Below are 25,049 nucleotides of genomic sequence, written 5' to 3'. Positions count from 1 at the left end.
TGATGAATAGATATAAAATATATAACCTGGAATTAATATTAAATAGAAAGTTTATTTTCACTTTATTTTAAGATATAATTAAATCACAGTCAAACCATTAAATCATCATATGAAAAACATATTCACCGTTACAGCTGTCTTACTCGTAACTTTTTTTCAGGCTCAAACCCATCGGTTCATTTATGAATTACAATACAAAATGGATTCTACTGAAACAGGGCATCAGAAGCTGAACATGATATTGGATATCACCCCGAAAGAAGTTAAATTTTATGGAAAAGATCTTGCTACCACGGATTCACTGAATAAAAAATTCGGAATGAATTCCAGCTATACGGATATGACCGGACAAGTTGTGAAAAGGAAAATTAATTCTTTTGACAATGAAAATTTCATCAATATCAAAAATGGATATTATTCATTCAAAACCACAGATAAGATCAACTGGACTATTTCCAACGAAACTAAAAAGGCAGAAAATTACACTTTACAGAAAGCGATTACTCAATTTGGAGGAAGAAACTGGACCGCATGGTTCTGTAAGGATATCCCATTCAACGAAGGACCTTTTAAGCTAAGAGGGCTTCCAGGACTGATTTTTGAATTAGCCGATGATAAGAAAAACTTTATTTATAATCTTATCAAAAGCCAGGAACTTCCGGGAATTTTTGCAACAGAAGACTTCCTTGAATCGAATTTTGGAAATAAAGCTATTCCTATTAATGAAAAGCAAAAGCATAAACTGATCATGGAATTTTATAACGACCCTTTTGCCTTTGAAAGAAATAATCTGAACAAATCCAATAATGATCTAAGAATTAATATCAATGGAAAAGAAATTCATAATGTAGATGAACTGAATACACAAACTAAAAGTATGCAGGAAGTGATCAGAAAGTATAATAATCCTCTTGAAATAGATAAAGCAATGCATTATCCGATATATTAGATCATTAGGTTTTGGCTAAAACCAATGCCTTGGTTATTTTATTTGGTTGGGCTAAAGCCCAACCCTATTGATATCGCCAAGCAAGTATTGAGTTTAACAGCAAAATCTTTTATATTTTATCCTAAATTATTATATTTGCAGTATCAAAAAAGGAAATGGTGCTCTTCCTTACCCAACCGCTATACAAAAGCTGATGACGCCTGATTAATAGATTATTAACCTATAACTAATCAGGATTATTATGTCAAAAAATCAACGAACACTTGGTAAAAAAGCAATTTTTCACACTCAGTTTTTCTTTAGAAAATTCCCGGCAATACCTTATATTTTCAAATGGCTGTGCATCAGTATTATCATTGGAGCATTGGTAGGAACGGCTTCTGCAGGTTTTTTACAGTCATTGGAATGGGCAACCAACTTTAGAGAAAACCATTTATGGCTAATTGCCTTACTTCCTTTTGCGGGATTTCTGATCGGGCTTTTATATTACTATTTTGGAAAGGATGTTGAAGCCGGAAACAATCTTTTGATTGATAATATTCATGATCCCAAAGAGATTATTCCATTCAAAATGGCTCCTTTTGTTTATCTGGGAACTATTGCGACTCATCTTTTCGGTGGTTCGGCTGGTCGTGAAGGCACGGCACTTCAGATGGCAGGTGCGATAGCAGATCAACTTACTAAGCCTTTCAAGCTCGACAAAAATGAAAGAAAAATACTGATCATTTCATCTATTGCAGCCGGATTTGGCTCTGTGTTCGGAACTCCTCTTGCCGGAGCTGTTTTCGGACTTGAAGTTTTTCTTATCGGGAGAATACGTTATAATGCTATATTTCCTGCTTTTGCTTCTGCTATACTGGCAGATTGGGCTACGAATTTATGGAATGTAAAGCACACTCATTATCACATTGATTTCATTCCGAAACTTGAATTACTGCCAATTCTTTACAGTATTTTGGCAGGTATTGCTTTTGGGACCTGTGCAGCCGGATTTAGTAAATTGATTCATTGGGCTGGTTCTCTTTTTAAATCAAAAATTAAATATCCTCCGCTTCGTCCGGTTATAGGCGGAATTATCATTGCTCTGGCTGTTTTATTAATGGGAACGACAAGGTATATCGGATTGGGAGTTCCTGTGATTCTTGAATCCTTTGAAAAGCAACTTCCCTTCTATGATTTTGCATTAAAAATGATTTTTACCATCATTACTCTTTCGGCATGTTTCAAAGGTGGCGAGGTAACTCCTTTGTTCTTTGTTGGGGCAACTTTGGGAAGTGCATTATCATTATTTATTCCTTTGCCATTTGGATTACTTGCCGGAATGGGATTCGTTGCTGTATTTGCAGGTGCAACAAATACACCTTTAGCGTGTATGCTGATGGGTATTGAGCTATTCGGAGCTGAATGTGGCGTTTATGTTGCTATTGCCTGCGTGGTTTCTTATCTGCTTTCGGGGCACAACAGTATTTATACCAAACAAAAGATTGGTGAAGCTAAAAACAGGAGATATGAAAATCAACAGGATAGATCTATTTCAGATTTTCTTTAAACACTTTGTCAAAAATTCAAAAAATCTTGTACAGTATCTTTTAAGCAACTCGTATAACGAAACACGAAACCTATATCACTACACTTCTACTCAAAATACAACTATAATCCGTATTTTTGTCGAATGTTCGATTACAGGTTAAAAGTTTTCCATACGGTGGCTACCAGATTAAGTTTTACCAAAGCTTCCGAAGAGCTTCATATCTCACAGCCGGCGGTTACAAAACATATTAAGGAAATTGAGGTTCAGCTGGAAACAAAATTGTTTGACAGAAAAGGAACTTCTATCCAGCTTACCCAAAGTGGAAAGATTCTGTATGAATATGCTGAAAAGATCCGAAATATATACCGCGATCTTGAATTTGAGATCAGTCAGATCAACCAACAGCATAAAGGAAAATTGATTATCGGAGCCAGTACTACGGTTGCACAATACATTTTGCCTGAGATTTTAGCAAAATTCAATTCTTATTACAAGGATATTAAAATTGAGCTTTTAACAGGTAATACTGAAGCCATTTCTACTTTATTAAAAGAGGAAAAAATAGATCTTGGGATTATCGAAGGAGAATCTCAATCCTCATATTTTGATTACAGAACTTTTAAAGAAGATGAAATTGTTCTGGCTGCAAAATCAGATCATCCTTTGGCTCACAAAACTCTAAATTTAAAAGATCTTTATGACCTTAATCTTATATTCAGAGAACAAGGTTCAGGAACTCTGGAGTTTATACAAAACCGGTTAAAGGAAAAAGGAGTTAACATTCATGAATTAAATACTGTCATTCAGCTTGGAAGCAGTGAAAGTATCAAAAATTACCTTCTTCATTCCGATTGCATGGCATTTCTATCTATCAGTACAATCCTGAATGAACTTAAAAACAATGTTCTTACCGTTATAGATATTAAAAACTTCAGTATTGAAAGGGATTTTCATTTTATTCTTCCTAAAGGTGAACAATCTGAACTTATAGAGTTGTTTTTAAGATTTGCAGAGTAGTTTCAACAACTGTTGTATGTTTTAATTTGATTAAAAACGTATTATTTTTTAAGTTTTGGCTAAAGCCAATGGAATGTTTATTTTTATTTGGATGGGCTAAAGCCCAACCCTATTGATATTGCCAAGCAAATATTGAAGTTTAGCAGCAAGATCTTTTATCTTTTATCTTTTATCTTTTATCTTTTATCTTTTATCTTTTATCTTTTATCTTTTATCTTTTATCTTTTATCTTTTATCTTTTATCTATAACTTATAGTTATCCAATATAACAAAATACAATTTACTTTGTAATAACATATAGTCGAATTTTGCTCCATATTTAAAAGTTCGCAATATGAAAGATTTCATTCAAAATGAAACAAACAAAAAAATAATTTTTATAGGACTGGCTATTTTGTGCCTGACACCCATGATATCTTCTCCGATAGCATTGGCGTTAGGTTTTATATTGGCTGTCTTTATGGGAAATCCCTTTGAGAAACAGCTTCATCAATATATCCATTTGCTTTTGCAGATTTCGATTGTGGGATTAGGTTTTGGATTAAAACTGGATGAGGCGCTTCATGCCGGAAAAACAGGATTAATGCTGACAGTTGTAAGTATTGTCACGGTAATGCTTTTGGGGTATGTTTTAGGAAAAATATTTAAACTGGAAAGACCGCTTTCTTACCTTTTATCTGCGGGAACAGCCATTTGTGGGGGGAGTGCTATTGCTGCCGTTGCTCCGATCATTAAACCTAATACAAAGCAGATCTCTTTGGCTTTAGCCATCGTTTTTACTCTAAATTCTATTGCTTTATTTATTTATCCGGCAATCGGACATCTTCTGAATCTTTCACAAGAACAGTTTGGACTGTGGTGTGCGGTTGGAATTCATGATACAAGTTCCGTAGTAGGAGCAGCCAGTAAGTATGGAAATGAAGCTTTAAAAATAGCTACAACGGTGAAGCTTGCACGTGCTTTATGGATCATCCCGGTATCGTTGATAACAATGTTTATTTTTAAAAGTAAGGATTCAAAAATAAAAATTCCCTGGTTCATCGGATATTTCATTATTGCGATTCTTCTGAATACTTATTTCCCTTTTATGGATCAATTCAGTACAGCTATAACTTCGGTAGCAAAATCCGGATTAAATCTTACTTTATTTTTTATTGGTTCTACCCTTTCACTTCAGACGTTAAAAAGTATAGGTTTTAAACCTTTGCTTACTGCCGTACTTCTTTGGGTTGTTATTAGTATCGGAAGTTTACTTTATATCATTCATTAAAAAACAGCGGCACCCTCAAGAGATCAAGAGGGTGCCGCCTATTTAAATGTGGAAATGTTTATTTCAAATTGAAATTCTGAATGCCAGACAAATTAGCAGGTCATTACCTGTGGACATGAGATCAGGTCAACACAGTATTTAGGTCCTGTTACAGCTCCTGTACAGCTACATCCGCAAAGTGATGTCTCTGGAGTACCGATTTTTCCGATACCTCCTGTAATACTTTTAAGGTCTTCTTTTCTTAATTTTTTAGCGTTTTTAATAATATTCATGTGATTGGTTTTGGATGAAACAATATAGTTTTAGTTACCTTTCAAAGTTAAACAAATATTAATTACACGCAACAAATTTTAATATAAATTTAACTAAACAATTGATTTAAACTAAATTAAAATATTCAAAACCACAACAACTTAATAATTAAATATTAAACAGGATTTAAATCACTCTGTAAATTCCAGGTCTTTATTATGTGTTTCGGAGATTGTCCATGAGGAATAAAATGCCAAACCAAAGACCACTACCCCTACAATAGCAGCACTTATCACTACAGAGAAGTTACCTTTAAGGGAATCAAATGCAAGGATCATTACCGGGACTAATCCTCTTACCATATTCGGAACTGTAGTGGTTGCCGTATTTCTGATATTCGTCCCGAACTGTTCTGCTGCAAGGGTTACAAACATCGCCCAATATCCGGTTCCCAGTCCCAGCCATACACAAAACATATAATATTTCGTTTCTGTGTCTGTGTTTCCAAACAGCATAATTGCTACTCCAACTAAAGTAAACAACAGCATGTAAAATATTGCCATTTTACGGGATTTTAAAGCATGGGAAATAAAGCCACTCATCAGATCACCAACAGAAATCCCTACATAAGCCCACATAATTGCTTTTCCTGGGCTGATGTCCTTTATACCAAATTCAGGCGCAAATTGATTAGCTAAAACAGCTAAAATCCCTATACAATACCAGGTCGGCAATCCTACAGCAATACATTTCAGGTATCTTATGAGTCTGTCTTTATTGGTGAAAAAGGAGAGAAAATTTCCTTTGGAGACATTTTTATGTTCAATATTCTTGTAAATTCCGGATTCTGACACGCTTATTCTCAGTATGAGCAGCATAATCCCCATTATACCTCCGATGATATAGGAAATATTCCATCCTCCGGCTAATTCTACTGTTAATTGTGCCACAACAGCCCCCATTAATCCAAATCCAGCCACTACAGAGGTTCCAATAGCTCTTAAATTCTTCGGCAGGCTTTCAGAAACGAGCGTAATTCCGGCTCCAAGCTCACCAGCTAAGCCTATTCCTGCTATAAACCTTAAACCGGCGTATTGATATACTAAATGCTCTTTTGGGAAATAAGGTAAAAAACCGCAGGCAATATTTGCTAATGAATAGACCAGAATAGAACCGAAAAGGACGGAAAGTCTGCCTTTTTTATCTCCGAAAATTCCCCAAAACACACCTCCGATAAGCAATCCTACCATCTGGCAGTTGAGAATAAAGGTTCCATCAGCATCCGGATTAAGCCCTAAAGCTTTCAAACTTGGGATCCTGACGATTCCAAACAAAAGTAGGTCGTATATGTCTACGAAATAGCCTAAGGCAGAAATAATAACGGGAATAGAGAAAATGTACTTCAGTTTTGAAGATAATGACAGTTCTTGCATTTTTAAGTTTTGATAAAAATAAAAAACCTTTCAATTTCTTGAAAGGTTTTTATAAAATATCTTGATTCGATTATTATCTTGCAATATTCACAGCTCTCGTTTCTCTGATCACTGTTACTTTTACCTGTCCAGGATAAGTAAGTTCGTTCTGGATCTTTTCAGAGATGTCGTAAGATAGTTGGGAAGCTACTTCGTCGTTTACTTTTCCACTTTCTACCATTACTCTTAATTCTCTACCTGCCTGGATTGCGTAAGCGCTGGATACTCCATCAAAGCTTAATGCTGCAGATTCAAGATCTTTCAATCTCTGGATGTAAGATTCCAACACCTGTCTTCTTGCTCCTGGTCTTGCTCCTGAAATAGCATCTGCTACCTGAATGATCGGAGATAATAGAGACTTCATTTCAATTTCGTCATGGTGAGCTCCAATTGCATTTACAACCTCTGGATTTTCACCGTATTTCTCAGCCCACTGCATTCCTAATAAAGCGTGTGGCAATTCTGATTCCTGCTCAGGTACTTTACCGATATCGTGTAACAGACCTGCTCTCTTAGCCAGTTTTACGTTTAGTCCTAATTCAGCAGCCATTGTTGCAGCGATATTTGCTACTTCTCTTGAGTGCTGTAGTAAGTTTTGTCCGTAAGAAGAACGGTATTTCATTCTACCTACGATTTTGATCAATTCAGGGTGTAATCCGTGGATTCCTAAATCAATGATCGTTCTCTTCCCTACTTCAATGATCTCTTCTTCGATTTGTTTTCTTGTCTTTTCTACTACTTCTTCGATTCTTGCCGGGTGAATTCTTCCATCGGTAACCAATCTGTGAAGTGATAGTCTTGCGATCTCTCTTCTTACCGGATCGAAACATGAAAGAAGGATTGCTTCAGGAGTATCATCAACGATGATTTCAACTCCTGTTACTGCTTCTAAAGCACGGATATTTCTACCTTCTCTACCGATAATTCTACCTTTTACTTCATCAGATTCAATGTTGAATACTGATACTGAATTTTCGATTGCCTGCTCTGTTCCGATTCTCTGAATGGTTTGGATAACGATCTTTCTCGCTTCGTTTTTAGCATTCATCTGAGCTTCTTCCATGATGCTCTGAACGTGTGCCTGAGCTCTTGTTTTAGCTTCAGCTCTCATGGTCTCTACCAATTCTGCTTTAGCTTCCTCTGCTGTATAATTAGAGATTTTTTCAAGTATTTCTACTTTTTTAGCCGTAGCTGTATCTAATTCCTGCTGTTTTCTTTCTAAGATTTCGTTTTTCTTAGCGTAGTCTGCAATCTGTCTGTCAAGGTCTTTCTCAAGTTTTCCTGTCTTGCTAAGTTCGTCATTCAGCTTATGTTCTTTATCCTTCGTTCTTTTTTCAGCTTCCTGCATTTTTTTCTCACGTGACTGAATGTCTGCATCATGCTGAGATTTTAATTCTAGGAATTTTTCCTTAGCCTGAAGATTCTTTTCTTTCTTTGTGGATTCAGCTTGAACGTTAGCTTTTTCTATAAGGTTTTCGGCGTTTTTCTTGGCATCATCTATGATGAATTTTGCTTTAGTATTCAGAGAGCTTTTTGAGAAGAGTATTCCCACAGCTGCACCAATTACTAAACAAACAACACCTACTATAACTTCTATCATAATTTATATTGAGTTTTAATTGTATTCATATCCTTTAAAATAAAAAAAGCCCACAATAATCCAGAGATTGAGAGTAAACTCCTAATCAACACGATTTGAACTGATTTCCACTGTCTGTAATCCGGAAGTCCGGCACGCCATTCAGAGGACATTTGTTCGGTAATTGTTTAGCGTTGAGTTTACCTTTAATGTGTTAGAATCATTGTAGGCAGTTTGTTTCAGGAAAAAAAATCTATTTCCCGATTTCATTCAACGATTGATTGATTTGTTGTAATCTTTCGTTGGTTGAATTAATATTTTTCTCGTAGTTAAGAGAAACTACTTCTGCATTGGTTCCCAGTTTCAGGGCACACATTGCCAAAGCATCCTGTTTATCTCTTACATCGAAGTTCTGTTCAAAATCTTTAATCATATTCTCGATCTGCTTCCCTACTTTACGCAAAGTTTCTTCCTCTGCTGCCGGTACGTTCAGCGGATATACTCTTCCTGCAATATTGACGGTTATTCTCCTTACCTCCATTATAATCCACTGTTTTGAAGCTGAGCAATACAGAAATCAATCTCTTTTACCAATCTATTGATATGGTTCTTCATTAATCTATTGTGTTCAGGATTTCCTGATATTGCTGAATAAAGTTTTATATTTTTTTGTTCTTCTGCTAATACCTGATTTCTTCTTCTCTCCTCATCATACTTCTTCTTCAACTCTTCATGCTCAATATTTAATTCTGCTAAGTTTTCTGTAAGACTTTTATAGTTCTTTTGCAGAGTCGAAATTTTTCTCTCTAATTCTGAAAAATTGTTTTCTAAATCTTGAAGCATTTCAGGTTTGTATATTCTAACTAGAAGCAAAAATAAAAAAATATTAACACTAACAAAAATAAAACGTCTTATATTTTGAGGTGTAAACAAAAAAGGAGATGCAGAAGCACCTCCTATGTATTTTTAATGTAGTATTTTCTTATTCAAATTTCAGAACAAACATTACCGCTCTTGTCTGTAGTGTAGAGATTGCAGAAGCCCAATAAGGAGGTGTAGTAGCATTATCTGCCACTTTCTCGTTGTTCATTAAGAATGTTCCTCTGATTGCCGGAGTCAGTTTGAATTTGTTGAAATAAAACTGGATCCCCATTTCTGCAGACCATGCAAAGTTATGCGTCGTTGATCTGAAAATTCCCTGCATATTATCATCCGTAGATGAAGCATTAGACTGTAGGTTTACGATATAGTTTACCCCAGCAGCAATATAAGGTCTTGAATTGTACCATCTCATCCCATGAAGTTCCAATAACACCGGAATATCTACCAACGTGGATTTAATTTCTCTTACTTTATCTTTTTCCTGTAGAGGAATCGGCATAAAAGGAGGATTCGTTAAAGATCCGCCGGCGTAGATGTCATTAGATTGCGTATTAAAAGTCAACTGTCTTTGTGCAAACTGTAATCCCGGTTCTAATCTTACATCAAGATAGTCGTTGAGTCTCCATTTTGCAATAAGCCCAGCACCGAAACTGTAACTTTCCTTAGAGGTAACAAGGTTTTCATTTTCATGCATCCCATACCTTGGATGCAGTACAATTCGGTAGTCTAGTTTATTCCCGTTCAAATAAAACCCCCAACTGAATTTTTGCTCGTCGAAATCTTCCAACTTATCCATTCTGTTTCGGGTTCTAAATTGCGCGTTTACAAAAACGGCAACATTTACTGAGGTTAAAACCAGTGCTTTTAATAGAAATTTATTCATAGGTTACTTTGTTGCTTTATAAATTGTGGCTATACCTAAACTTAATTTTTTATATTCAACTTTCTTAAATCCCGTATCTAAAAGAATTTGCTTCATCTTCTCCCCGAAAGGAAAAGCATTTACAGAATCCGGAAGGTATGTATACGCCCTATTATCTTTGGAAACCAGCCTACCTATTGCAGGTAATATATTTTTGAAATAAAACATATAAAATGGTCCCATGAAACCCTCAACCTTTGAAAACTCCAGTATATAAACACTCTTGTTATCTTTAACTACTCTTCTTAACTCTGCCAAACCTTTGGTAAGGTTCTCAAAATTCCTTACTCCAAATGCAACGGAAACAGCATCAAATCTATTTTCCTCGAAAGGTAAATTTTCTGCATCTCCTTTTTGCATGGAAATTTTGCCGTCTAATTTAAGTTTTTTTATTTTAATAACGCCAACATTGAGCATTTGTTGTGATAAATCTAAACCAACTACTTTGGAACCCGTTCCTTTTTCGATGGTAATTGCCAGATCTCCCGTTCCTGTAGCCACATCCAGCACTTCCTGCGGGTTATCATTTTTCATCCATCTTACCAGTTTATTTCTCCATAAAACGTCAATTTTCATGGATAAAACATGGTTCAGAAGGTCATACTTCGGCGCAATATTGTCAAACATATCCTCTACTTGGCTTTTCTTTGTAGCCTCTGAATTGTAGGGAGTAACTTTAGTGATATCTTTTGTCAAAACTTAAAACTTGTAATATTCTTTATAATAATTTAGGTAATCCTGCTTTCTGAAGATCTTTGATCTTGATTCCACTTTCTGGATATTCTTGATCACTTTGTCATAATCTTCATCTACATTGTAATAAAAATCTTCTGTGTAAAGCTTGTTGAAACGCTTTGCTCCTCCGTAGTAATCCTTCCCGTCAATAACGGTTTTATCAAGAGCCGTCAATAACGAATCTTTTTTAAGGTTATACCCGTAGTACTGGTCATTCACATAGTAATCCTGATGTGCAATGTTAAGCAAACCGCGTAGTTTGTTTACTTCAAATGCCGAATCGTACAGCATTTTTTTATTCTGATCGAAAACCTGAATAGAGTTTTTTCCCTTATTCAAATCCACATGCACATACTGCCCCGCTGATATGATTCCTTCAGAACCGTTATTGATTTTAAAGTAATACGTATTCGGGGTAGGATTATCTACAACATAATAATTCTTCTTGGCTAAAAAAAGGAAGTAGATCCCAAAGGCAAGGATAAATGCCACAGCTGCAATAAGTAAGCCTTTTAAGGATGGGTTGTTTTTCATAGATTGTAAAGTACAATTTTTGCAAATTTAATAATATTTTTAATTCTCCGTTATTAATATTAATTATTAACTTTGCATCTTTAAAAAAATCATATAAACGAATGCCGAATACGATCATTATTGGCTCTGGATGTTATATTCCGAACAGAGTTATTGGTAGAGATTACTTCATGAATTCCGAGTTCTATACTGAAGACGGAGTAAAGATTGAAAAGCCTGTGGAAGAGACCATTGCGAAGTTTGTAGAAATTACAGAAATCGAAAACAGGAGATTCATTGAGGATGATCTTTCCAATTCACAGATCGGTTATGAAGCCGCAAAAATTGCCCTTGAGGATGCAAAAGTAGACGGCGAAGAACTGGATTATATTATTTACGCGAGTAATTTCGGGGAAGTTACTGAGAACGGATACGCTGACTTTATGCCAACAATGGCAGCAAGAGTTAAGAATAAACTGGGGATTAAAAACAGAAAATGTGTAACCTATGACATGATTTTCGGTTGCCCGGGATGGGTGGAAGGTATGATTTTAGCAGACAACCTTATTAAAGCTAAAGTTGCTAAAACCATTCTTGTTATTGGAGCTGAAACTTTAAGCAGAGTAACAGATCCGCATGACAGAAACAGAATGATCTTTGCTGATGGTGCCGGAGCTGTAGTAGTAAAGGCAACTGATGAAGAAAATGTGGGAATTATTGCTCATAACACCATCTGCGATAACGGACCTGAATTAAACTATCTTGAAAACCAACCTTCCATCAACAAAGAGGTAGATCAAAAACGTTTATATGTAAGAATGTTAGGTAGAAAAATCTACGAATACGCTCTTAAAAACGTTCCTGTAGCGATTAAAGATACCATTACTGATGCTGGTCTTTCTATTGAAGATATCGATAAAATCCTTATTCACCAGGCAAATGCTAAGATGGATTATGCTATGATCGAAAGACTTCACAGACTTTACGATGTGAAAGAATATGATCACGCTATTTCTCCAATGACGATTCAAGACCTTGGAAACACGTCTGTTGCAACAATTCCTACGATGTATGATTTAATAATTAAAGGAAAAATGCAAGGTCAAACGTTTAAGGATAAAGGTAACATTGTGATGACTTCGGTAGGTGCCGGAATGAACATCAATGCTATCGTTTACAGATTTCCTTAAGATAATTTTAATTTTTAAATATATAAAAAGCACAAAGGAAGTCTTCTTTTGTGCTTTTTTTGAATCAGAATATGCCAAAAAATCTTTTAATCACCGCCGGAATCTTCCTTCTTTTGGAGATTTACATTTATCAGGCAATCAGAACACTTACAGACAACTTCTGGATAAGAACCGGATATTGGGTTATTTCTTTAATCGCGTACGCTGTTTTTGCTTATGAAGTCACTCATTATCAGCGAACAGATCGAAGTATGCTGAAAGCTCAGATCATGATCTCAGTATTTTTAGTATTTATACTTCCTAAAATCTTTGTCGTTTTATTTTTACTTATTGACGATCTTATCAGGCTGGGAGGCTATCTTATTGGCTTTACAAAACCTACGGAAAACTTCTTTCCGGAAAGAAGAAAGTTTCTGAGTCTTGTAGGACTAGGAATGAGCGGTGTACTTTCTGCATTATTCATTGATGGGATCACATTTGGAAAATATCGCCATAAAGTAAGAAAGGTAAAAGTAAAGTTCCCTAAACTTCCCAAAAGTTTCAAAGGATACAAAATCATCCAGATCTCTGATGTTCACAGCGGAAGCTTCGCAGATCCTAGTAAATTACAACATGCTGTAGACCTGATCAATGAGCAGAAACCTGATCTTGTTTTATTTACGGGAGATATGGTAAATAATGTAGCTGATGAGTTCAAACCATTTATTCCTTTATTTTCTCAAATCAAAGCTAAAGATGGCAAGTTTGCGGTATTAGGAAACCATGATTATGGAGATTATGTCACATGGGAGTCTCCTGATGCTAAGAAGAAAAATCTTGACACCCTGATTGATTATGAAAAACAGGCTGGTTTTGACATGTTGAGAAACGAGCACCGAATCATTGAGAAAAACGGAGAAAAGCTTTACATCCTGGGTGTTGAGAACTGGGGATTAAAACCTTTTCCACAATTCGGGAAGATTGATGATGCTTTACAAGGAGTTCCTGAATCCGCTACAAAGATTTTAATGAGCCATGATCCTACTCACTTTGATTATGTCGTAAAAAAGCACCCAAAAGACATCCATTTAACTCTTTCCGGACACACTCACGGAATGCAGTTTGGTTTAGACCTTAAAAATGTAAAATGGTCACCGGTTCAGTATCGTTATCCAAAATGGGCAGATCTTTATGAAAGCGAAGGAAAATTACTTTATGTCAACAGAGGATTCGGAGTATTGGGATATCCGGGAAGAGTTGGAGTATTGCCGGAAATCACTCTTTTTGAACTGAGTTAGAGGTTCAGGATTCAGGATGCGAATTATGAGTTGCGGGTTGTTTGGTTGCGAGTTTTTTTAAGTGTAATATTCAATGTTAACAGTTAAGAAATGAAATATCGATATTTTGAGAAATAACACCCTAATAGTCTCTTATTCCAGCTACCTACTATCTACAACCTAATCCCTAAAAAATATAATCTTTCATACGGGAAGTAGCCATATCTTTCTCGTTGATAAAGCTAAGGAGGGCATCTAGTTTGTCCTCCATTTTTTTGCCTGAAAATAAGCTTCTGTAAAAAGGAATATCAAAACGATGCTTCTTAAAATCTGTAAACTGCCAGGCATTAAGATAAATCAAAACAAATTCTTCATTCTGCAAAGTTTCTAGCACCATATTCTGATAATACTTCATCGGCAGTATCTGAAACACAAAATCATTATAAGGCAATTGACTATACGGAGAAATACTTTCCGGCACAATACTCAATCCGTCTTCTTCGGAAATCACCGTATCTCTTTTGAGACGTTTGAACGGAAAAAGGATATTAGCATTGTCAATATTGGAAACATAATTAAACTCCAAAAGCTTCAAATCTTGCTGTGGAATTTTTACATCTTTCTGACGAATTCCCCTGATCTGTTTTTCTAGAAGATCCTGGATATTCTTCTTGGCATTTTCTATTTTTTCCAGATTTGAATCTTTATTATAAAAAGCAATTTCATGCCCTTTGGATGAAATTGCTTTTATAAGATTCTGCAATTTTTCCGTAAGAGAAATCTCCACAAAAAAGCTTGCTTTTGTATCATGAATATCTAAAATTCTAAGAATAGCTTTTGTATTCTCTTCTATGATTTTCAATCTCTCTTCATCAGTAATTTGGAAGCCGTGTTTTGCATCAGCGTCAATATTCGTAATGTTGAAAGTCAATAATATCATTTAAATTTAATTTTAGATAAAAATTATAATTAGTTAAAAATCAGATGTTAAAACAAAGTTTACTTAAATCCTTACTTTACATTAATTAATCCTTAGCTAATTTTACTTTTAGATTCTTGATCATGTCTTTGGTCATTTCAGAAATTCCGAAATCGTAAGTCAGTCCCCAGTCTTTTTTAGCTACGGAATCATCAATTGAAGCTGGCCATGAATCTGCAATTGCCTGTCTGAAATCAGGGTTGTAATCGATTGCAAAATCTGGAATTTCTTTCTTGATTTCTTCCGCCAATTCTTTTGGTGTAAATGACATTCCACCTAAGTTATAAGACGAACGAACTGTCAGACTTTCTTTTGGAGCATCCATCAATTTTAGAGTTGCATTGATTGCATCGTCCATATACAACATTGGCATTCCTGTATCTTCGGAAATAAAGCTTGTATACTTTCCATCTTCGATTGCTTTGTAGAAAATTTCAACGGCGTAATCAGTAGTTCCACCTCCAGCCGGAGTTTTCCATGAGATCAATCCAGGATATCTGATACTTCTTACATCTACTCCATATTTATCGAAATAGTATTCACACCACTTCTCCCCTGCCATTTTCGAGATTCCGTAAACGGTAGTTGGGTTTAATACTACATCCTGTCCTACATCATGCTTTGGAATTCCTTTTCCAAATACAGCGATTGAACTTGGCCAGAAAATCTTTTCAAGAAGTCCTTCTTTCGCCATTTCACAAAAGTGAAGCAAAGGTTCAAGATTTAATTTCCAAGCGAAAATAGGCTGCTTTTCTGACGTCCCAGACAGCAATGACGCTAAGTGATACACTGTAGTGATTTCATAATCGTGGATAATCTGTCTTACCAATTGGGTATTGGTAACATCCATCCTTTCGTAATGACCTGCAGAGGTAATTCCCTCCTGCCATCTGTCCAGTCCTGAAGCAACAACGTTTTCCGCTCCATGAATTTCAACAAGTCTGTTGGTAAGCTCGGTGCCGATTTGTCCCAAAGCACCCGTAATCAGTATTCTTTCCGTATAGGATTCCATTTTTCAGATTTTTTTTTAGAATTGTACAAAAGTAAAAAAAACATGTCAACCATAATAATAAAGGTGAATTTAAAAATTGGAAGGGGTTGTGAAGGGAAAATGCCACAGAATAAAATAGGCAAACTGGTAGATGTTCACGAGGTGGTCATCGTTGGATATGAGCGGGAGGAAATAATTGCAATCTATAGTGTAAATTAAAAACCTATAAAAGACAAAATCAGAATAGGAAAATTCCTACTCTGATTTAACTATATTTGATATATTAAACTAGTCAACCTTTTTCAGGACTAGTTATCCACACCATAAAATCGTGAATATAAGCATTTCTAATTACTATTAGACAGAGTTGTGTCGTTAGGTGAATTATTATATATTTTCAATATGTTTAAATTATTTATACACTCTGTGAATTTTTTCTTCTTATCTTCCTTAAAATAAGGCAATCCTTCTATGCCATTTTTAATATCACTATACTTTATTGGTAAATTATAAGTTTTAATTCCTTTTCCTGCAAAGTAATAGTTTCGAGTATAAACAATTGATTTTGGTGTATATTCATCTATTGCTAAGCATTTTTCAAAATCGTTCACTTTGTCTTGACTAACCAATTCATACCGAAAATATTCATCAGGATATTTATTCTTAAAATCTTCCATAGAAAGTTTTTTTGTGTAGAAAACAATTTCATTTTTTTCATTGACTTTAGTATAGAAAAGACTGTCTTGACGCAATTTATAAGGGCTTGTTGTAATCTCACAAATATTTTTATTATCTATAATAACAATCCCATTGTAAAAACCTTCTTCATCGTGAAAACCGTCTTCAATATAAATATTAGAATATTTTTTATCGGGATGGATATTACAGGACTTTGTACCCAACAATCTAAAAATCGTATATCCTTCTGTAAGTATTTTAATTGTTGCTGAATCAAGATAAATAAAAGAATTTTTATTTTTTAATAAATTCTCATTCATTTGTTTCAAAGAAATCTTTTCTTGAGAGTTACAAGAAAAAAATAACATAATACTGAATAATAAAACAATGTTTTTCATTTTCAATAATTTATAGGTTATCGCGGGCGATTTTTAAATTTTTGCAATTGATAGTATGCAGCAGCTCCATTATAATTATACCTATTCTGTAATATTGTATTATTTATATTAAGAACGCTTTGAACACTTGGAATAGGAGATATTTGACCTCCCTTTGAGTTATAATAAATGCTACTTCCCGCATTATCTATTAACCTTCCGTCACTATTAGGAATACAAGAGGATCCTAAACATACACTACCGTAATTTGTCCGCAGTGGCAGACCAGACTCAGCCCTTACAATATTCTCTACGTGTGTACCGTATATTTCTGCTGTGGTGCTATTGGGACCGAATCTCGTGTCAGCTTGGGAAGTTACTCTTAAAGCATAGTTTTCGTAAATATGTCCCATTTCATGTGCTATTGTTGTGTATAAAGGAGAATGTTTAGAATCATTTCCCAAAGTTGTCCAAACTCCTTTAGTGGAAGATGTATTTAACTCAATTATATTGCTTATACCATATTTTATTTGTGAGCTTCCATTAGTATGATTAAAATAAATATCTCTAACTTTTCCATCTGTACCTTGTGCTTGGTCAAAATATCCAATCATTGTATTTCCTATGGAAGTATTTTTGTCTAAATGGTTTAAACCTGCTACAGTCTGAACAACATAATCCGATAATGTAGTATTTGCATCCACATTTGTCCATTTTCCATCTACTTGATGTTGTGTCGCTCCATTGTGATACCTATATTGAGTTCCGTTTTTGTCATTAATGTATATCCACTCCCCATTTATATCAACAAATTTAGCAGGATTGTTTGCTACATAGCTATAAGGAGAAATAGGAAAATAATTTTCACTGTAATTATCTAATACTCCCCATCTTCCCATATCCGGCATATAAAACCTCGCTCCATAATCATACATACCTGTCTCTTGCAACTCCTTACCGTTGTACTTATAATTATAAAGCTATCTATTGGTAGCTCTTGTATTACCAACATTCATAATGATCAGTCCATTTTTTATTTTCAATAATTTTAGCTTTATCAAACTTAAAGTAATATTTGGCAATTGACCCACAATATTTGGGACTTCCTTGAAAAAAGGGTACAACATCAATTCTTAATTGATTATCTTTAATTTCAGAAAATATAGCAGCATTTAATGGTCCATTTGGAATTCCTTGATATTGTACAACAGTTTTAAATACGGTTTTAAATTGTGCATTCATTTCCCAATTACTATTCATATTTTTGCCAGATAACTCTTTAAGATCTTCATCTTTTCTTAAAGGTTTTATTTCATCTTTTTCTGATAAAATATTCTTATAAAAATTGCTAGAATCGTTTTTATCTAAAGGATAGGGATAGATTGAATCATAAATATATAACCCTGAAACATCTTTTCCAAATTCTTTTATTGAAACTTCTTTACCGATAAAATCCTTACTTACAATTGCATATGCTTCATTATACATTGTTTTTGATTGAGAGTTACAACCGATAAACGTAACAAGAGCTATACAGTATACAAGTACTTGATAAGTTTTCATTTTATATTTTTGTATTAAGTTTATTATTTTCGAGGAATTTTAATATATAAATCTGTTTTAGGATCAACTTTCAATGGTCCTTTAGAGTATGCCTCACTACTAAATGCACTAAAGTTAATACCTCCTGAATCCATTGGAGAATAAGATTTTCGTTGACCGAACGGTAGTTTAAACCCTTTCGAATTATCTAATTCAGTTCTAATTACATTAATGACTTTTTTTTCGTTATCACCTTGCATACCATATATAGATGTTGCAGAATATTCTTTTCCGTCATCTCCAACAAATCCATCTATTAAATTATTATATTTATGGCTTACTTCATGAAGAGTGGTCACTCCATATCCCATCGTTAAAAGATTTAAAGATTGACTAGCACCATTTATAAAACCATCTATTTGATTAGTATTTATATTTAAGTCAAAAACTTGTGTATAGCCTGCTTTTCCATCAATTGTTTCTCCTCTACCCTGAATTTCTTGTATAGATGACCCTCTTGTATTATCTGAATTAATCTGATAGTCAGTTCTGTGATTATCAATAGCACCTTTCAACATATCACGAGCTGTCTTACTTCCTCCCATATCAGAAGACTCTTTGTAACTCAGTTTCCCATTATCACCTACAGATAATTTCAATCCTGTTTCTTTTTCTAAATCACTTACAATCTTATTTTGTGTATCAGCAGAAACACTTTTCCCAAATGTTATATCATAGTTCTGCATTCCATTTGGGTCAACAAACCTTAAAGGATTATTAAATGCATAAGCATAGGTCGACCATCTTCTTGAAGTTTCCGCCAACGGATCCACCATACCCCATCTTCCTAAGTCTGCCATATACATTCTTGCTCCATAATCATACATACCTGTCTCTTGTAGCTCTTTACCGTTGTTCTTATAGTTGTAATGTTATTTAGGTGGAAATGGTGGATTAGGAATTTTAGAATCTAACAAATCTCGTGAAAACTTATGATAAGGAATTTCTTTAAGTCTTTTATCTTCTTTTAGTAAAATCAAGTCCTCAATAATTTCCTCTTGCCTCTTTGATAATTCGTGTGAATAAAATCTAAATTTAAGATTCTTCCCATTTAAATAATAATTTATCTGTCGTGGTTGGGCATCAGGAGTACTTTTGAATTGAATTGAATCATAAAAAGAGTTTAATATTCTTTTTTTGTAAGAAGCAAAATCAATCTTTTGAGTTGATTTAAAATATTTATATTTTACTCCATTGTCAACTGATATTAAATTTTCCTTACATACATACAAAGAGTCTTTGTCATTTATAAGTATTCCAATTCTTGGTTCATTAGGGTCCATACTAAATCCCAATGATACTTCAATATACTCTTGCTTTTCTTTATTACATGAAAGCAAGAGTATACTAATCATTATAATACTAATTAATTTCATACAACTATTGATCTTTATGTTTGAGGTTTCCATTTTTATCTACTTTTATCATAGACCCGTTAAAATTCCACATTTCAGTTTTTATCTGAGAATTACCTAACTTTAATTTTAGAGCTTCGTTTGCTTGCTTAAGAATTTGAAACCCTTCCTTAGTGTATGTATTTACTTTATTATTTTGGGGATCTTTTAAATACTCATTCTGAATATAATAATGTTGCCCATGTTGAGATTCCCAAGTGTCATATTTTCTGTATTCTTTTGGAATGCTACTTGAATTAAGATAACCATCATCTTGAAGATCGTTAGCTTCCAAATCAGCGTGAACAAAAGATTCGTGAACTATTTGTCTTAAGGTATTAAAAAACTGACTGCCAGAATCGCCATATGCTTTATTTGAAATCAAAATCGAGACATTCTTCTCATCTCCCTTAATTTTGCCTGTTGTAGACCCTCCTACGGATGAGTCTGTTTTGACTCCATATGATAGATCTATCCCTTTATTATGATACTCTCCATTAGCCTTGGCTTCAAAAATAGTCTTTCCTCCATATTCAACTTTTTGTCCTTTCTCCATATATTTAGATAAAAAAGCTTGTCCTTCTTTTGTTTTAGCAAAAAATACAAAAGCTTTATATTGCTCTTCATTACCTTTCTTCATTACCTTTCTTCATTATACTACTCAAATCTAATTGCATCCCATCGGGATCAATATAAAGAATAGGATTATTTGCGGTATAATTGAATGGTGATATATTAAAATATTTCTCTGCCAGCGGATCTACAACACCCCATCTTCCCAGATCCGGCATATAAAATCTCGCTCCATAATCATATATCCCCGTCTCTGTTTGCAACTCCTTACCATTATACTTGTAATTATAAGCACGATTTCCAGCTAAATTATTATACCCTTCATGCTTCAATCCAAAGGGATAATAATTATTTTCTTCTAGAACTTCTACTCCACTTCCATTATGGAAATAACTCAAGCGGATATTTCCTAAATGATCTGTATAGTTGGAAATATACTTATTTTTAACAAAATCAAAATAATCTCAATGTATACGTCTAGTAACTATAATTTGTAAAAATTTTGATTTTCTATCGTTTTAATACATTTATGTATGAAGTCTATAACCTTTGGTAAGCGTCTTACAGAGGTAAGAAAAGATAAAAATATGTCGCAGGACTAAGTGGATAAAATTATTGGTATTCATCGTGCTGCCATCGGAATATACGAACGAGACAAAGTAAAACCATCGATCGTAGTTACCATCAAAATTGCTGATACATTGCAGGTTTCTTTAGATTATCTCGTAGGAAAAACATCTTTGGAAGTTGTTCAAAATACATTATAACGTATTGAGGAGATTGGCAATTTACCAAAATCTGCTAAAGAACAAATCTATTTGGTTATTGATGCTTTGATAAGACATTTTAAAGCTAAGCAAATTACCTTTATTCTATAAAACACAAAAAACCTCGCAAAATGCGAGGTTTTTTGTTTATCCCAACACCTGTTCATGAGAGGGAGCCGGGAGCCATTTTATAGAAATATTAATTATTTAAATGCTATAACAAGTGCTATAATAAAAAGTATTAAATACACAAGAATAGGAATTAACGAATAGTACATCTTCTCATACATTCTTTTCATGTAAAGTATTACAAAAACCAATATAGAAACAAAAATATTTACAAAAACCAATATTGTTAGAATGCTGGTATGAAACTCATAATATAATTTTCTATTTAAATCATATTTAAAGAGAAAATGAAATATTAAATAAATAAAAACATTTACTAAAAAAAATAGTATTGGAATATATTGAATTTTATTTTTCATTTTTTTAATATTTAATAACCCGTGAAATCAAATCCATCAAAAATAGATTTTTGATCCGCAGCAGTATCTCCCATATTTCCCCTCATTAATTCGTTTAAATTTGAACCAAATTTAACTGCATCTTTATCAAATCCATTCAAATGCATCCATCCTCCCCACATATAATTTCCAGCATCATATAGATTATACAATGTATCAGAATCTCCAAATCTAAAGTAGTCAGTTGTTTCATCTAAAGTGTCTTGCCAAGGTCTCCTCCTATCAGTACTATATTCAGGATATATGTAATTAGGTCCTAAAGCAGATGTAGCAAAATCAGCTTTGCCGTAAGATTCTTTTTTAGCTATGCCTAAAGCTGTGATTTTATGATTCATTGCATTATCTAAATCGCCCTCTCTTTGTGCTGTTTGGGCTTTCATGTTATATCTTAATGCATCGAAACCAGCAGTTTTCATAAATTGGGACAGTCTGCCCTTAGATATCTGATGGTATAGTTGATCTCCTTTAACATATTTTTTAGGTTTTAAATTGGCTTTATCAACTCCTTTTGAATCATTAAAAAACAACTGTTTTCCTTTTTCATCAAAAAATCGATTAGGCTTATTATTACGTACAATATTTGTTATCTTACCCTTGCTATTAGCAGTAATGTCATCAGAGGGGGTGAAACTATCATTTATAAAATCCTCTATTGTCCATTGTCCCAATGGTTTTCTACCATCCGGATCGATAAACCTTAAAGGATTATTGAACGCATAGTTATATGGGCTGTGACGTGTCATCTTCTCCGCCAGCGGGTCAATAACTCCCCAACGTCCGATATCCGGCATATAAAATCTAGCCCCATAATCATACATTCCAGATTCCTGTAGCTCCTTTCCATTGTACTTATAATTTTTATAAGTACTCTGTCCAAAGAAAGCATTTCCGGTTTTTAAGTGGTTCATTCCAAATGGATAATAATCATTGGCATCCGTAATTTCAAGAGCACCTGTGCCGGTTCTACCGAAACTTACTCTCACATTACCAAGATGATCCTTGTACTGGTAAATATACTGATCTTTTGTGTAATCATAAAATCCTTCTGCCGTTGAAAAAAACTGTAAGCTAGGAGTTTTTAATTCAACAACTATCCCACCACCTCCAATAGGAGGATCAATTCCAGGCTCTATTGGACCAATAATTAAATCATCAAGATTAAAAGCCTGTTGTTCATATGCATATTTTAATTTTTCACTTGTTATACGAAGTTCTTCGAGCCCCCCACCGCTATTAGATTCTTTATGAAAATATTGGAAGCCATCAACATAGTCCGTTATATCAGTTATTGTGTAACAATTAATAATTCCACATTCATACATAGGAAGTCTTTTCTGAACCTTAACTCCATCTGCTCTGTAAAGATAATTCATTTCCAAAAATCCTGAATTTCCATATTTAATATTATTAGGCAGATTCAAGTAGTTATAACTGATCTTAGTGATGTTTTTATCCAGCATATTGATCATATTTCCATTCACATCATAACTAATAGGCTTTCCTCCTCCTTCATAACCTGTCTTATTACTAGAGTTATCTTTAATGTCTAATAATAGGTTTCCTATATTACCTGGTGTTCCGTAATTGTAGATCAGATTATCAATGACCATGGCTGTAGTTCCGTTCATGGCAGATGTCCTGTAAAGATTGGTAATGTTGCCATTCAGATCATAGCTTAAAGATTCCACATGTTCCTTACTATTCGGATTCTGAGGATTCTGATAATATCCTGCTGTCAGTCTGTTTAGGTTATCATAAGCATAACCATATCGTTTTGGAGTAAGCGGTGGGTTAGCACCTAAAGATTCTACTGTTCGCCAATCTACCTCTGCTATATTTCCATTGTATTTGGGTTTTACATCTTTTTCGGGAAATAAAGCGGAATCCGGATTGGTAATTCCAGTTTTCTGATTGTATTTAATTTTGTAAGAAAATAGTTTTCCTCCAAGATCCGGTATTTCCATCTGATCTTTATTGATATCATTCATCCAGCCTCTGATATTGTATGCATAGTCGATACTTTGAAGATTGTTACCTACTTTTTTGTTCTTAAGCTGTGACAGTTCATTGTATGTGTTCTCTGCCAGCAGCTGCTCCGGTTTACTATTCACTTTATGCCAATGCTGTAACAACCTGTTCTGAGAATCATATACAAAGCGTTCTGCTATAGTTATTCCGGCTTCATTGTCCAATCTTCTATGGATGGTAACGGTATTTAAAGGCAGCCCGGCAAAATCAAGTTTAAATTCTGTTCGGGTATATCCTCCCAAGTGATTGATAGAATGAGTTCCAATGACTCTACCTTTCAGATCATAATAAGTATAATTCTTGGTCCAACGGTCATCCTCAATATTTTTAACAAAGCTCATGACAGGAAGTCCTTTGGTACTTCTTCCCTCTGGTGATGGAGAACCTGTGAGAGTTGGTTCCACTGGAAGAGGGGGATTAAAATCATAGTTGGGGTAAGTATCATAGTAGTTGATACTTAAAATAGTTTCAATATCAACAAAATATCCATTACTATATTGAATCTGCATTCCATTTTTAGTAAATCCTGAGCCATTTCTTCCTTCTACGATGATAAGGTTTTCTGCCTGAGACTGCATACTTGTTCTGCTTCCTCCTCCAATGATTCCGGTATAAGCAACTCTTCCCAATGATTCATATTTAGTAATCAGCCATTTATTCTTCTCTCGCATATTAGCATCCTGAGTCATGATAAGTCTATCGGCTTTGTCATACACCATAAATTCCCAGCCTTTGCCTGGAAGCTTCTTTTCTACAAGTCTACCTCTGCCATCATAGCGGTATTGGTAATACAACTTTTCTTTTGTTGAATTATCTATAGTGGGTGCAGATGCTAAAGGAGGAATAACAAAAGCAAGTTGGTCATATTCATTATAAACATAGTAGGTATCTGCATTTTCTGAGGCACTTAAAGCTTTCCTTACCAAAATAACCTGCCCTTTTCCGTTTTTAAATTCTATGGTTTTGTTACCGTCTTCATCAGTTATGGTGTTTTTATACAATTGCGCAGGTAGAAAATATTGATTCAGTTCAATCGCAGTTTCTGTCCTTCCTTCAATCCATGTGGTGGTGGTTTTATATTGCCTTACATAATCTTCATGAATATTGGCATCATAATCAAATTTTACAGGCTTTCCCGTCCAGTCATTTCCCACCTGAATCTGTTGCTGAATTCTGTCCAAAGGAGAGTTTTCCAATATTTTTTCAGAATAGATTTTTTCTCCACCATAGATGAAAGAAACATTTCCCAGAGGAGAGGTATAAATTCCGCCTGACTGGGTTCCTGATTGTGGAATAGGAAGAAAATCTTTCGCCTGTCTTCCAAACTGGTCATATTCGATATGAGTGACAACATCTTTTCCTTGAGGAGAGGCTTTTACACCAATCACCTGCTTAGGTCTGCCAAGCCCGTCAAAATATTGAATAGTTTCAGAAGATTTTGTAGCCTGGGTTCCACTATAATCCAGATACGTTTTGGTTTGAACATAGTTTTCTGTGTTAGATACCTGTGCTTTTACAGTCCCAAACATCAGAAATCCTATGGGAATTATGAGTTTTTTCATCGG

Annotated in this window: 23 protein-coding genes, 3 pseudogenes and 1 riboswitch; of the genes and pseudogenes, 8 read left to right on the top strand and 18 right to left on the bottom strand. The window is 34.4% G+C overall.

All coding sequences use genetic code 11. From position 1 onward, the window contains the following. Positions 1-109: 109 nt before the first annotated feature. From BBI01_RS06645 to BBI01_RS06630, 4 genes are all read left to right on the top strand, one after another. The gene (locus tag BBI01_RS06645; protein ID WP_083190025.1) at positions 110-949 is read left to right on the top strand and encodes a GLPGLI family protein; all 840 of its coding nucleotides are present in this window, start codon (positions 110-112) and stop codon (positions 947-949) included. A gap of 142 nt (positions 950-1,091) precedes the next feature. Beyond that, positions 1,092-1,159: riboswitch (Fluoride riboswitch) on the top strand. A gap of 31 nt (positions 1,160-1,190) precedes the next feature. Beyond that, positions 1,191-2,498: a voltage-gated chloride channel family protein gene (locus tag BBI01_RS06640; RefSeq protein WP_185114344.1), complete on the top strand. Its 1,308-nt coding sequence runs from the start codon at positions 1,191-1,193 to the stop codon at positions 2,496-2,498. Positions 2,499-2,621: 123 nt separating this feature from the next. Beyond that, positions 2,622-3,497 (top strand): LysR family transcriptional regulator, encoded by an 876-nt coding sequence (locus BBI01_RS06635; RefSeq protein ID WP_065393886.1) that lies wholly within the window; start codon positions 2,622-2,624, stop codon positions 3,495-3,497. Between the two features lie 334 nt (positions 3,498-3,831). Further along, a complete protein-coding gene (locus tag BBI01_RS06630; RefSeq protein WP_065393885.1) occupies positions 3,832-4,767 on the top strand; it encodes a YeiH family protein in 936 nt (311 codons plus the stop codon). A 92-nt stretch (positions 4,768-4,859) separates the two neighbouring features. Here the strand turns inward: BBI01_RS06630 and BBI01_RS06625 are convergent, their stop codons facing one another. The 8 genes from BBI01_RS06625 to BBI01_RS06590 form a co-directional block, all read right to left on the bottom strand. Next, the gene (locus BBI01_RS06625; RefSeq protein WP_065393884.1) at positions 4,860-5,039 is read right to left on the bottom strand and encodes a hypothetical protein; all 180 of its coding nucleotides are present in this window, start codon (positions 5,037-5,039) and stop codon (positions 4,860-4,862) included. A 171-nt stretch (positions 5,040-5,210) separates the two neighbouring features. Further along, positions 5,211-6,452, bottom strand: a complete 1,242-nt coding sequence (locus BBI01_RS06620) for an MFS transporter (protein WP_065393883.1) — start codon at positions 6,450-6,452, stop codon at positions 5,211-5,213. 73 nt (positions 6,453-6,525) lie between these two features. Then, a complete protein-coding gene (gene rny, locus BBI01_RS06615; protein ID WP_065393882.1) occupies positions 6,526-8,091 on the bottom strand; it encodes a ribonuclease Y in 1,566 nt (521 codons plus the stop codon). 232 nt (positions 8,092-8,323) lie between these two features. Further along, the gene (locus BBI01_RS06610; RefSeq protein WP_045495179.1) at positions 8,324-8,611 is read right to left on the bottom strand and encodes a cell division protein ZapA; all 288 of its coding nucleotides are present in this window, start codon (positions 8,609-8,611) and stop codon (positions 8,324-8,326) included. Beyond that, positions 8,611-8,913: a hypothetical protein gene (locus tag BBI01_RS06605; RefSeq protein ID WP_065393881.1), complete on the bottom strand. Its 303-nt coding sequence runs from the start codon at positions 8,911-8,913 to the stop codon at positions 8,611-8,613. Before BBI01_RS06605 ends, BBI01_RS06610 begins: the two co-directional genes overlap by 1 nt. Positions 8,914-9,052: 139 nt before the next feature. Beyond that, positions 9,053-9,835: a type IX secretion/gliding motility protein PorT/SprT gene (gene porT, locus BBI01_RS06600; protein WP_065393880.1), complete on the bottom strand. Its 783-nt coding sequence runs from the start codon at positions 9,833-9,835 to the stop codon at positions 9,053-9,055. 3 nt (positions 9,836-9,838) lie between these two features. Beyond that, the gene (gene ubiE / locus BBI01_RS06595) at positions 9,839-10,570 is read right to left on the bottom strand and encodes a bifunctional demethylmenaquinone methyltransferase/2-methoxy-6-polyprenyl-1,4-benzoquinol methylase UbiE (protein WP_065393879.1); all 732 of its coding nucleotides are present in this window, start codon (positions 10,568-10,570) and stop codon (positions 9,839-9,841) included. 3 nt (positions 10,571-10,573) lie between these two features. Then, a complete protein-coding gene (locus BBI01_RS06590; RefSeq protein ID WP_065393878.1) occupies positions 10,574-11,143 on the bottom strand; it encodes a hypothetical protein in 570 nt (189 codons plus the stop codon). Positions 11,144-11,244: 101 nt separating this feature from the next. Here BBI01_RS06590 and BBI01_RS06585 point away from each other — a divergent pair, with 101 nt between their 5' ends. Both BBI01_RS06585 and BBI01_RS06580 read left to right on the top strand, forming a co-directional pair. Then, entirely contained in the window at positions 11,245-12,312 is a 1,068-nt protein-coding gene (locus BBI01_RS06585) for a 3-oxoacyl-ACP synthase III family protein (RefSeq protein WP_065393877.1), read from the top strand. 71 nt (positions 12,313-12,383) lie between these two features. Next, a complete protein-coding gene (locus BBI01_RS06580; RefSeq protein ID WP_065393876.1) occupies positions 12,384-13,589 on the top strand; it encodes a metallophosphoesterase in 1,206 nt (401 codons plus the stop codon). A gap of 166 nt (positions 13,590-13,755) precedes the next feature. On the opposite strand, the gene BBI01_RS06575 is transcribed toward BBI01_RS06580, so the two are convergent. Continuing rightward, positions 13,756-14,508 (bottom strand): polysaccharide deacetylase family protein, encoded by a 753-nt coding sequence (locus BBI01_RS06575; RefSeq protein ID WP_065393875.1) that lies wholly within the window; start codon positions 14,506-14,508, stop codon positions 13,756-13,758. Between the two features lie 85 nt (positions 14,509-14,593). Beyond that, positions 14,594-15,559 (bottom strand): NAD-dependent epimerase/dehydratase family protein, encoded by a 966-nt coding sequence (locus BBI01_RS06570; protein WP_065393874.1) that lies wholly within the window; start codon positions 15,557-15,559, stop codon positions 14,594-14,596. A 42-nt stretch (positions 15,560-15,601) separates the two neighbouring features. Here BBI01_RS06570 and BBI01_RS22750 point away from each other — a divergent pair, with 42 nt between their 5' ends. Continuing rightward, positions 15,602-15,757: a hypothetical protein gene (locus tag BBI01_RS22750; RefSeq protein WP_165602227.1), complete on the top strand. Its 156-nt coding sequence runs from the start codon at positions 15,602-15,604 to the stop codon at positions 15,755-15,757. A 128-nt stretch (positions 15,758-15,885) separates the two neighbouring features. Here the strand turns inward: BBI01_RS22750 and BBI01_RS06565 are convergent, their stop codons facing one another. The 7 genes and pseudogenes from BBI01_RS06565 to BBI01_RS06535 all read right to left on the bottom strand — a co-directional run. Further along, positions 15,886-16,614, bottom strand: coding sequence for a hypothetical protein (locus BBI01_RS06565; RefSeq protein ID WP_065393873.1), 729 nt, complete (start codon positions 16,612-16,614; stop codon positions 15,886-15,888). A gap of 17 nt (positions 16,615-16,631) precedes the next feature. Next, positions 16,632-17,555: pseudogene (locus BBI01_RS06560) on the bottom strand (RHS repeat-associated core domain-containing protein); the annotation flags it as partial. Between the two features lie 40 nt (positions 17,556-17,595). Continuing rightward, positions 17,596-18,156: a hypothetical protein gene (locus tag BBI01_RS06555; RefSeq protein WP_123862101.1), complete on the bottom strand. Its 561-nt coding sequence runs from the start codon at positions 18,154-18,156 to the stop codon at positions 17,596-17,598. Positions 18,157-18,881: 725 nt separating this feature from the next. Further along, positions 18,882-19,064: pseudogene (locus BBI01_RS23215) on the bottom strand (RHS repeat-associated core domain-containing protein); the annotation flags it as partial. Positions 19,065-19,067: 3 nt separating this feature from the next. After that, positions 19,068-19,571, bottom strand: coding sequence for a glycoside hydrolase family 25 domain-containing protein (locus BBI01_RS06545; protein ID WP_123862100.1), 504 nt, complete (start codon positions 19,569-19,571; stop codon positions 19,068-19,070). Between the two features lie 4 nt (positions 19,572-19,575). Next, the gene (locus tag BBI01_RS06540) at positions 19,576-20,229 is read right to left on the bottom strand and encodes a hypothetical protein (RefSeq protein ID WP_065393868.1); all 654 of its coding nucleotides are present in this window, start codon (positions 20,227-20,229) and stop codon (positions 19,576-19,578) included. Between the two features lie 34 nt (positions 20,230-20,263). After that, positions 20,264-20,623 (bottom strand): annotated as a pseudogene (locus tag BBI01_RS06535) (RHS repeat domain-containing protein); the annotation flags it as partial. Between the two features lie 141 nt (positions 20,624-20,764). On the opposite strand from BBI01_RS06535, the gene BBI01_RS22315 reads away from it, so the two are divergent. Further along, positions 20,765-20,929, top strand: coding sequence for a helix-turn-helix domain-containing protein (locus BBI01_RS22315; protein ID WP_228393947.1), 165 nt, complete (start codon positions 20,765-20,767; stop codon positions 20,927-20,929). A gap of 499 nt (positions 20,930-21,428) precedes the next feature. Here BBI01_RS22315 and BBI01_RS06525 read toward each other — a convergent pair whose 3' ends face one another. After that, positions 21,429-25,046 carry a DUF6443 domain-containing protein gene (locus tag BBI01_RS06525; protein ID WP_083190023.1) on the bottom strand — a complete coding sequence of 1,206 codons (3,618 nt, stop codon included), beginning with the start codon at positions 25,044-25,046 and terminating at the stop codon, positions 21,429-21,431. Between the last annotated feature and the right edge of the window lie 3 nt (positions 25,047-25,049).

This window comes from Chryseobacterium artocarpi (assembly GCF_001684975.1).
Taxonomy (GTDB): domain Bacteria; phylum Bacteroidota; class Bacteroidia; order Flavobacteriales; family Weeksellaceae; genus Chryseobacterium; species Chryseobacterium artocarpi.
The sequence above is the reverse complement of the archived record's forward strand: the minus strand, read 5'-3'. Positions and strand labels throughout refer to the sequence as shown.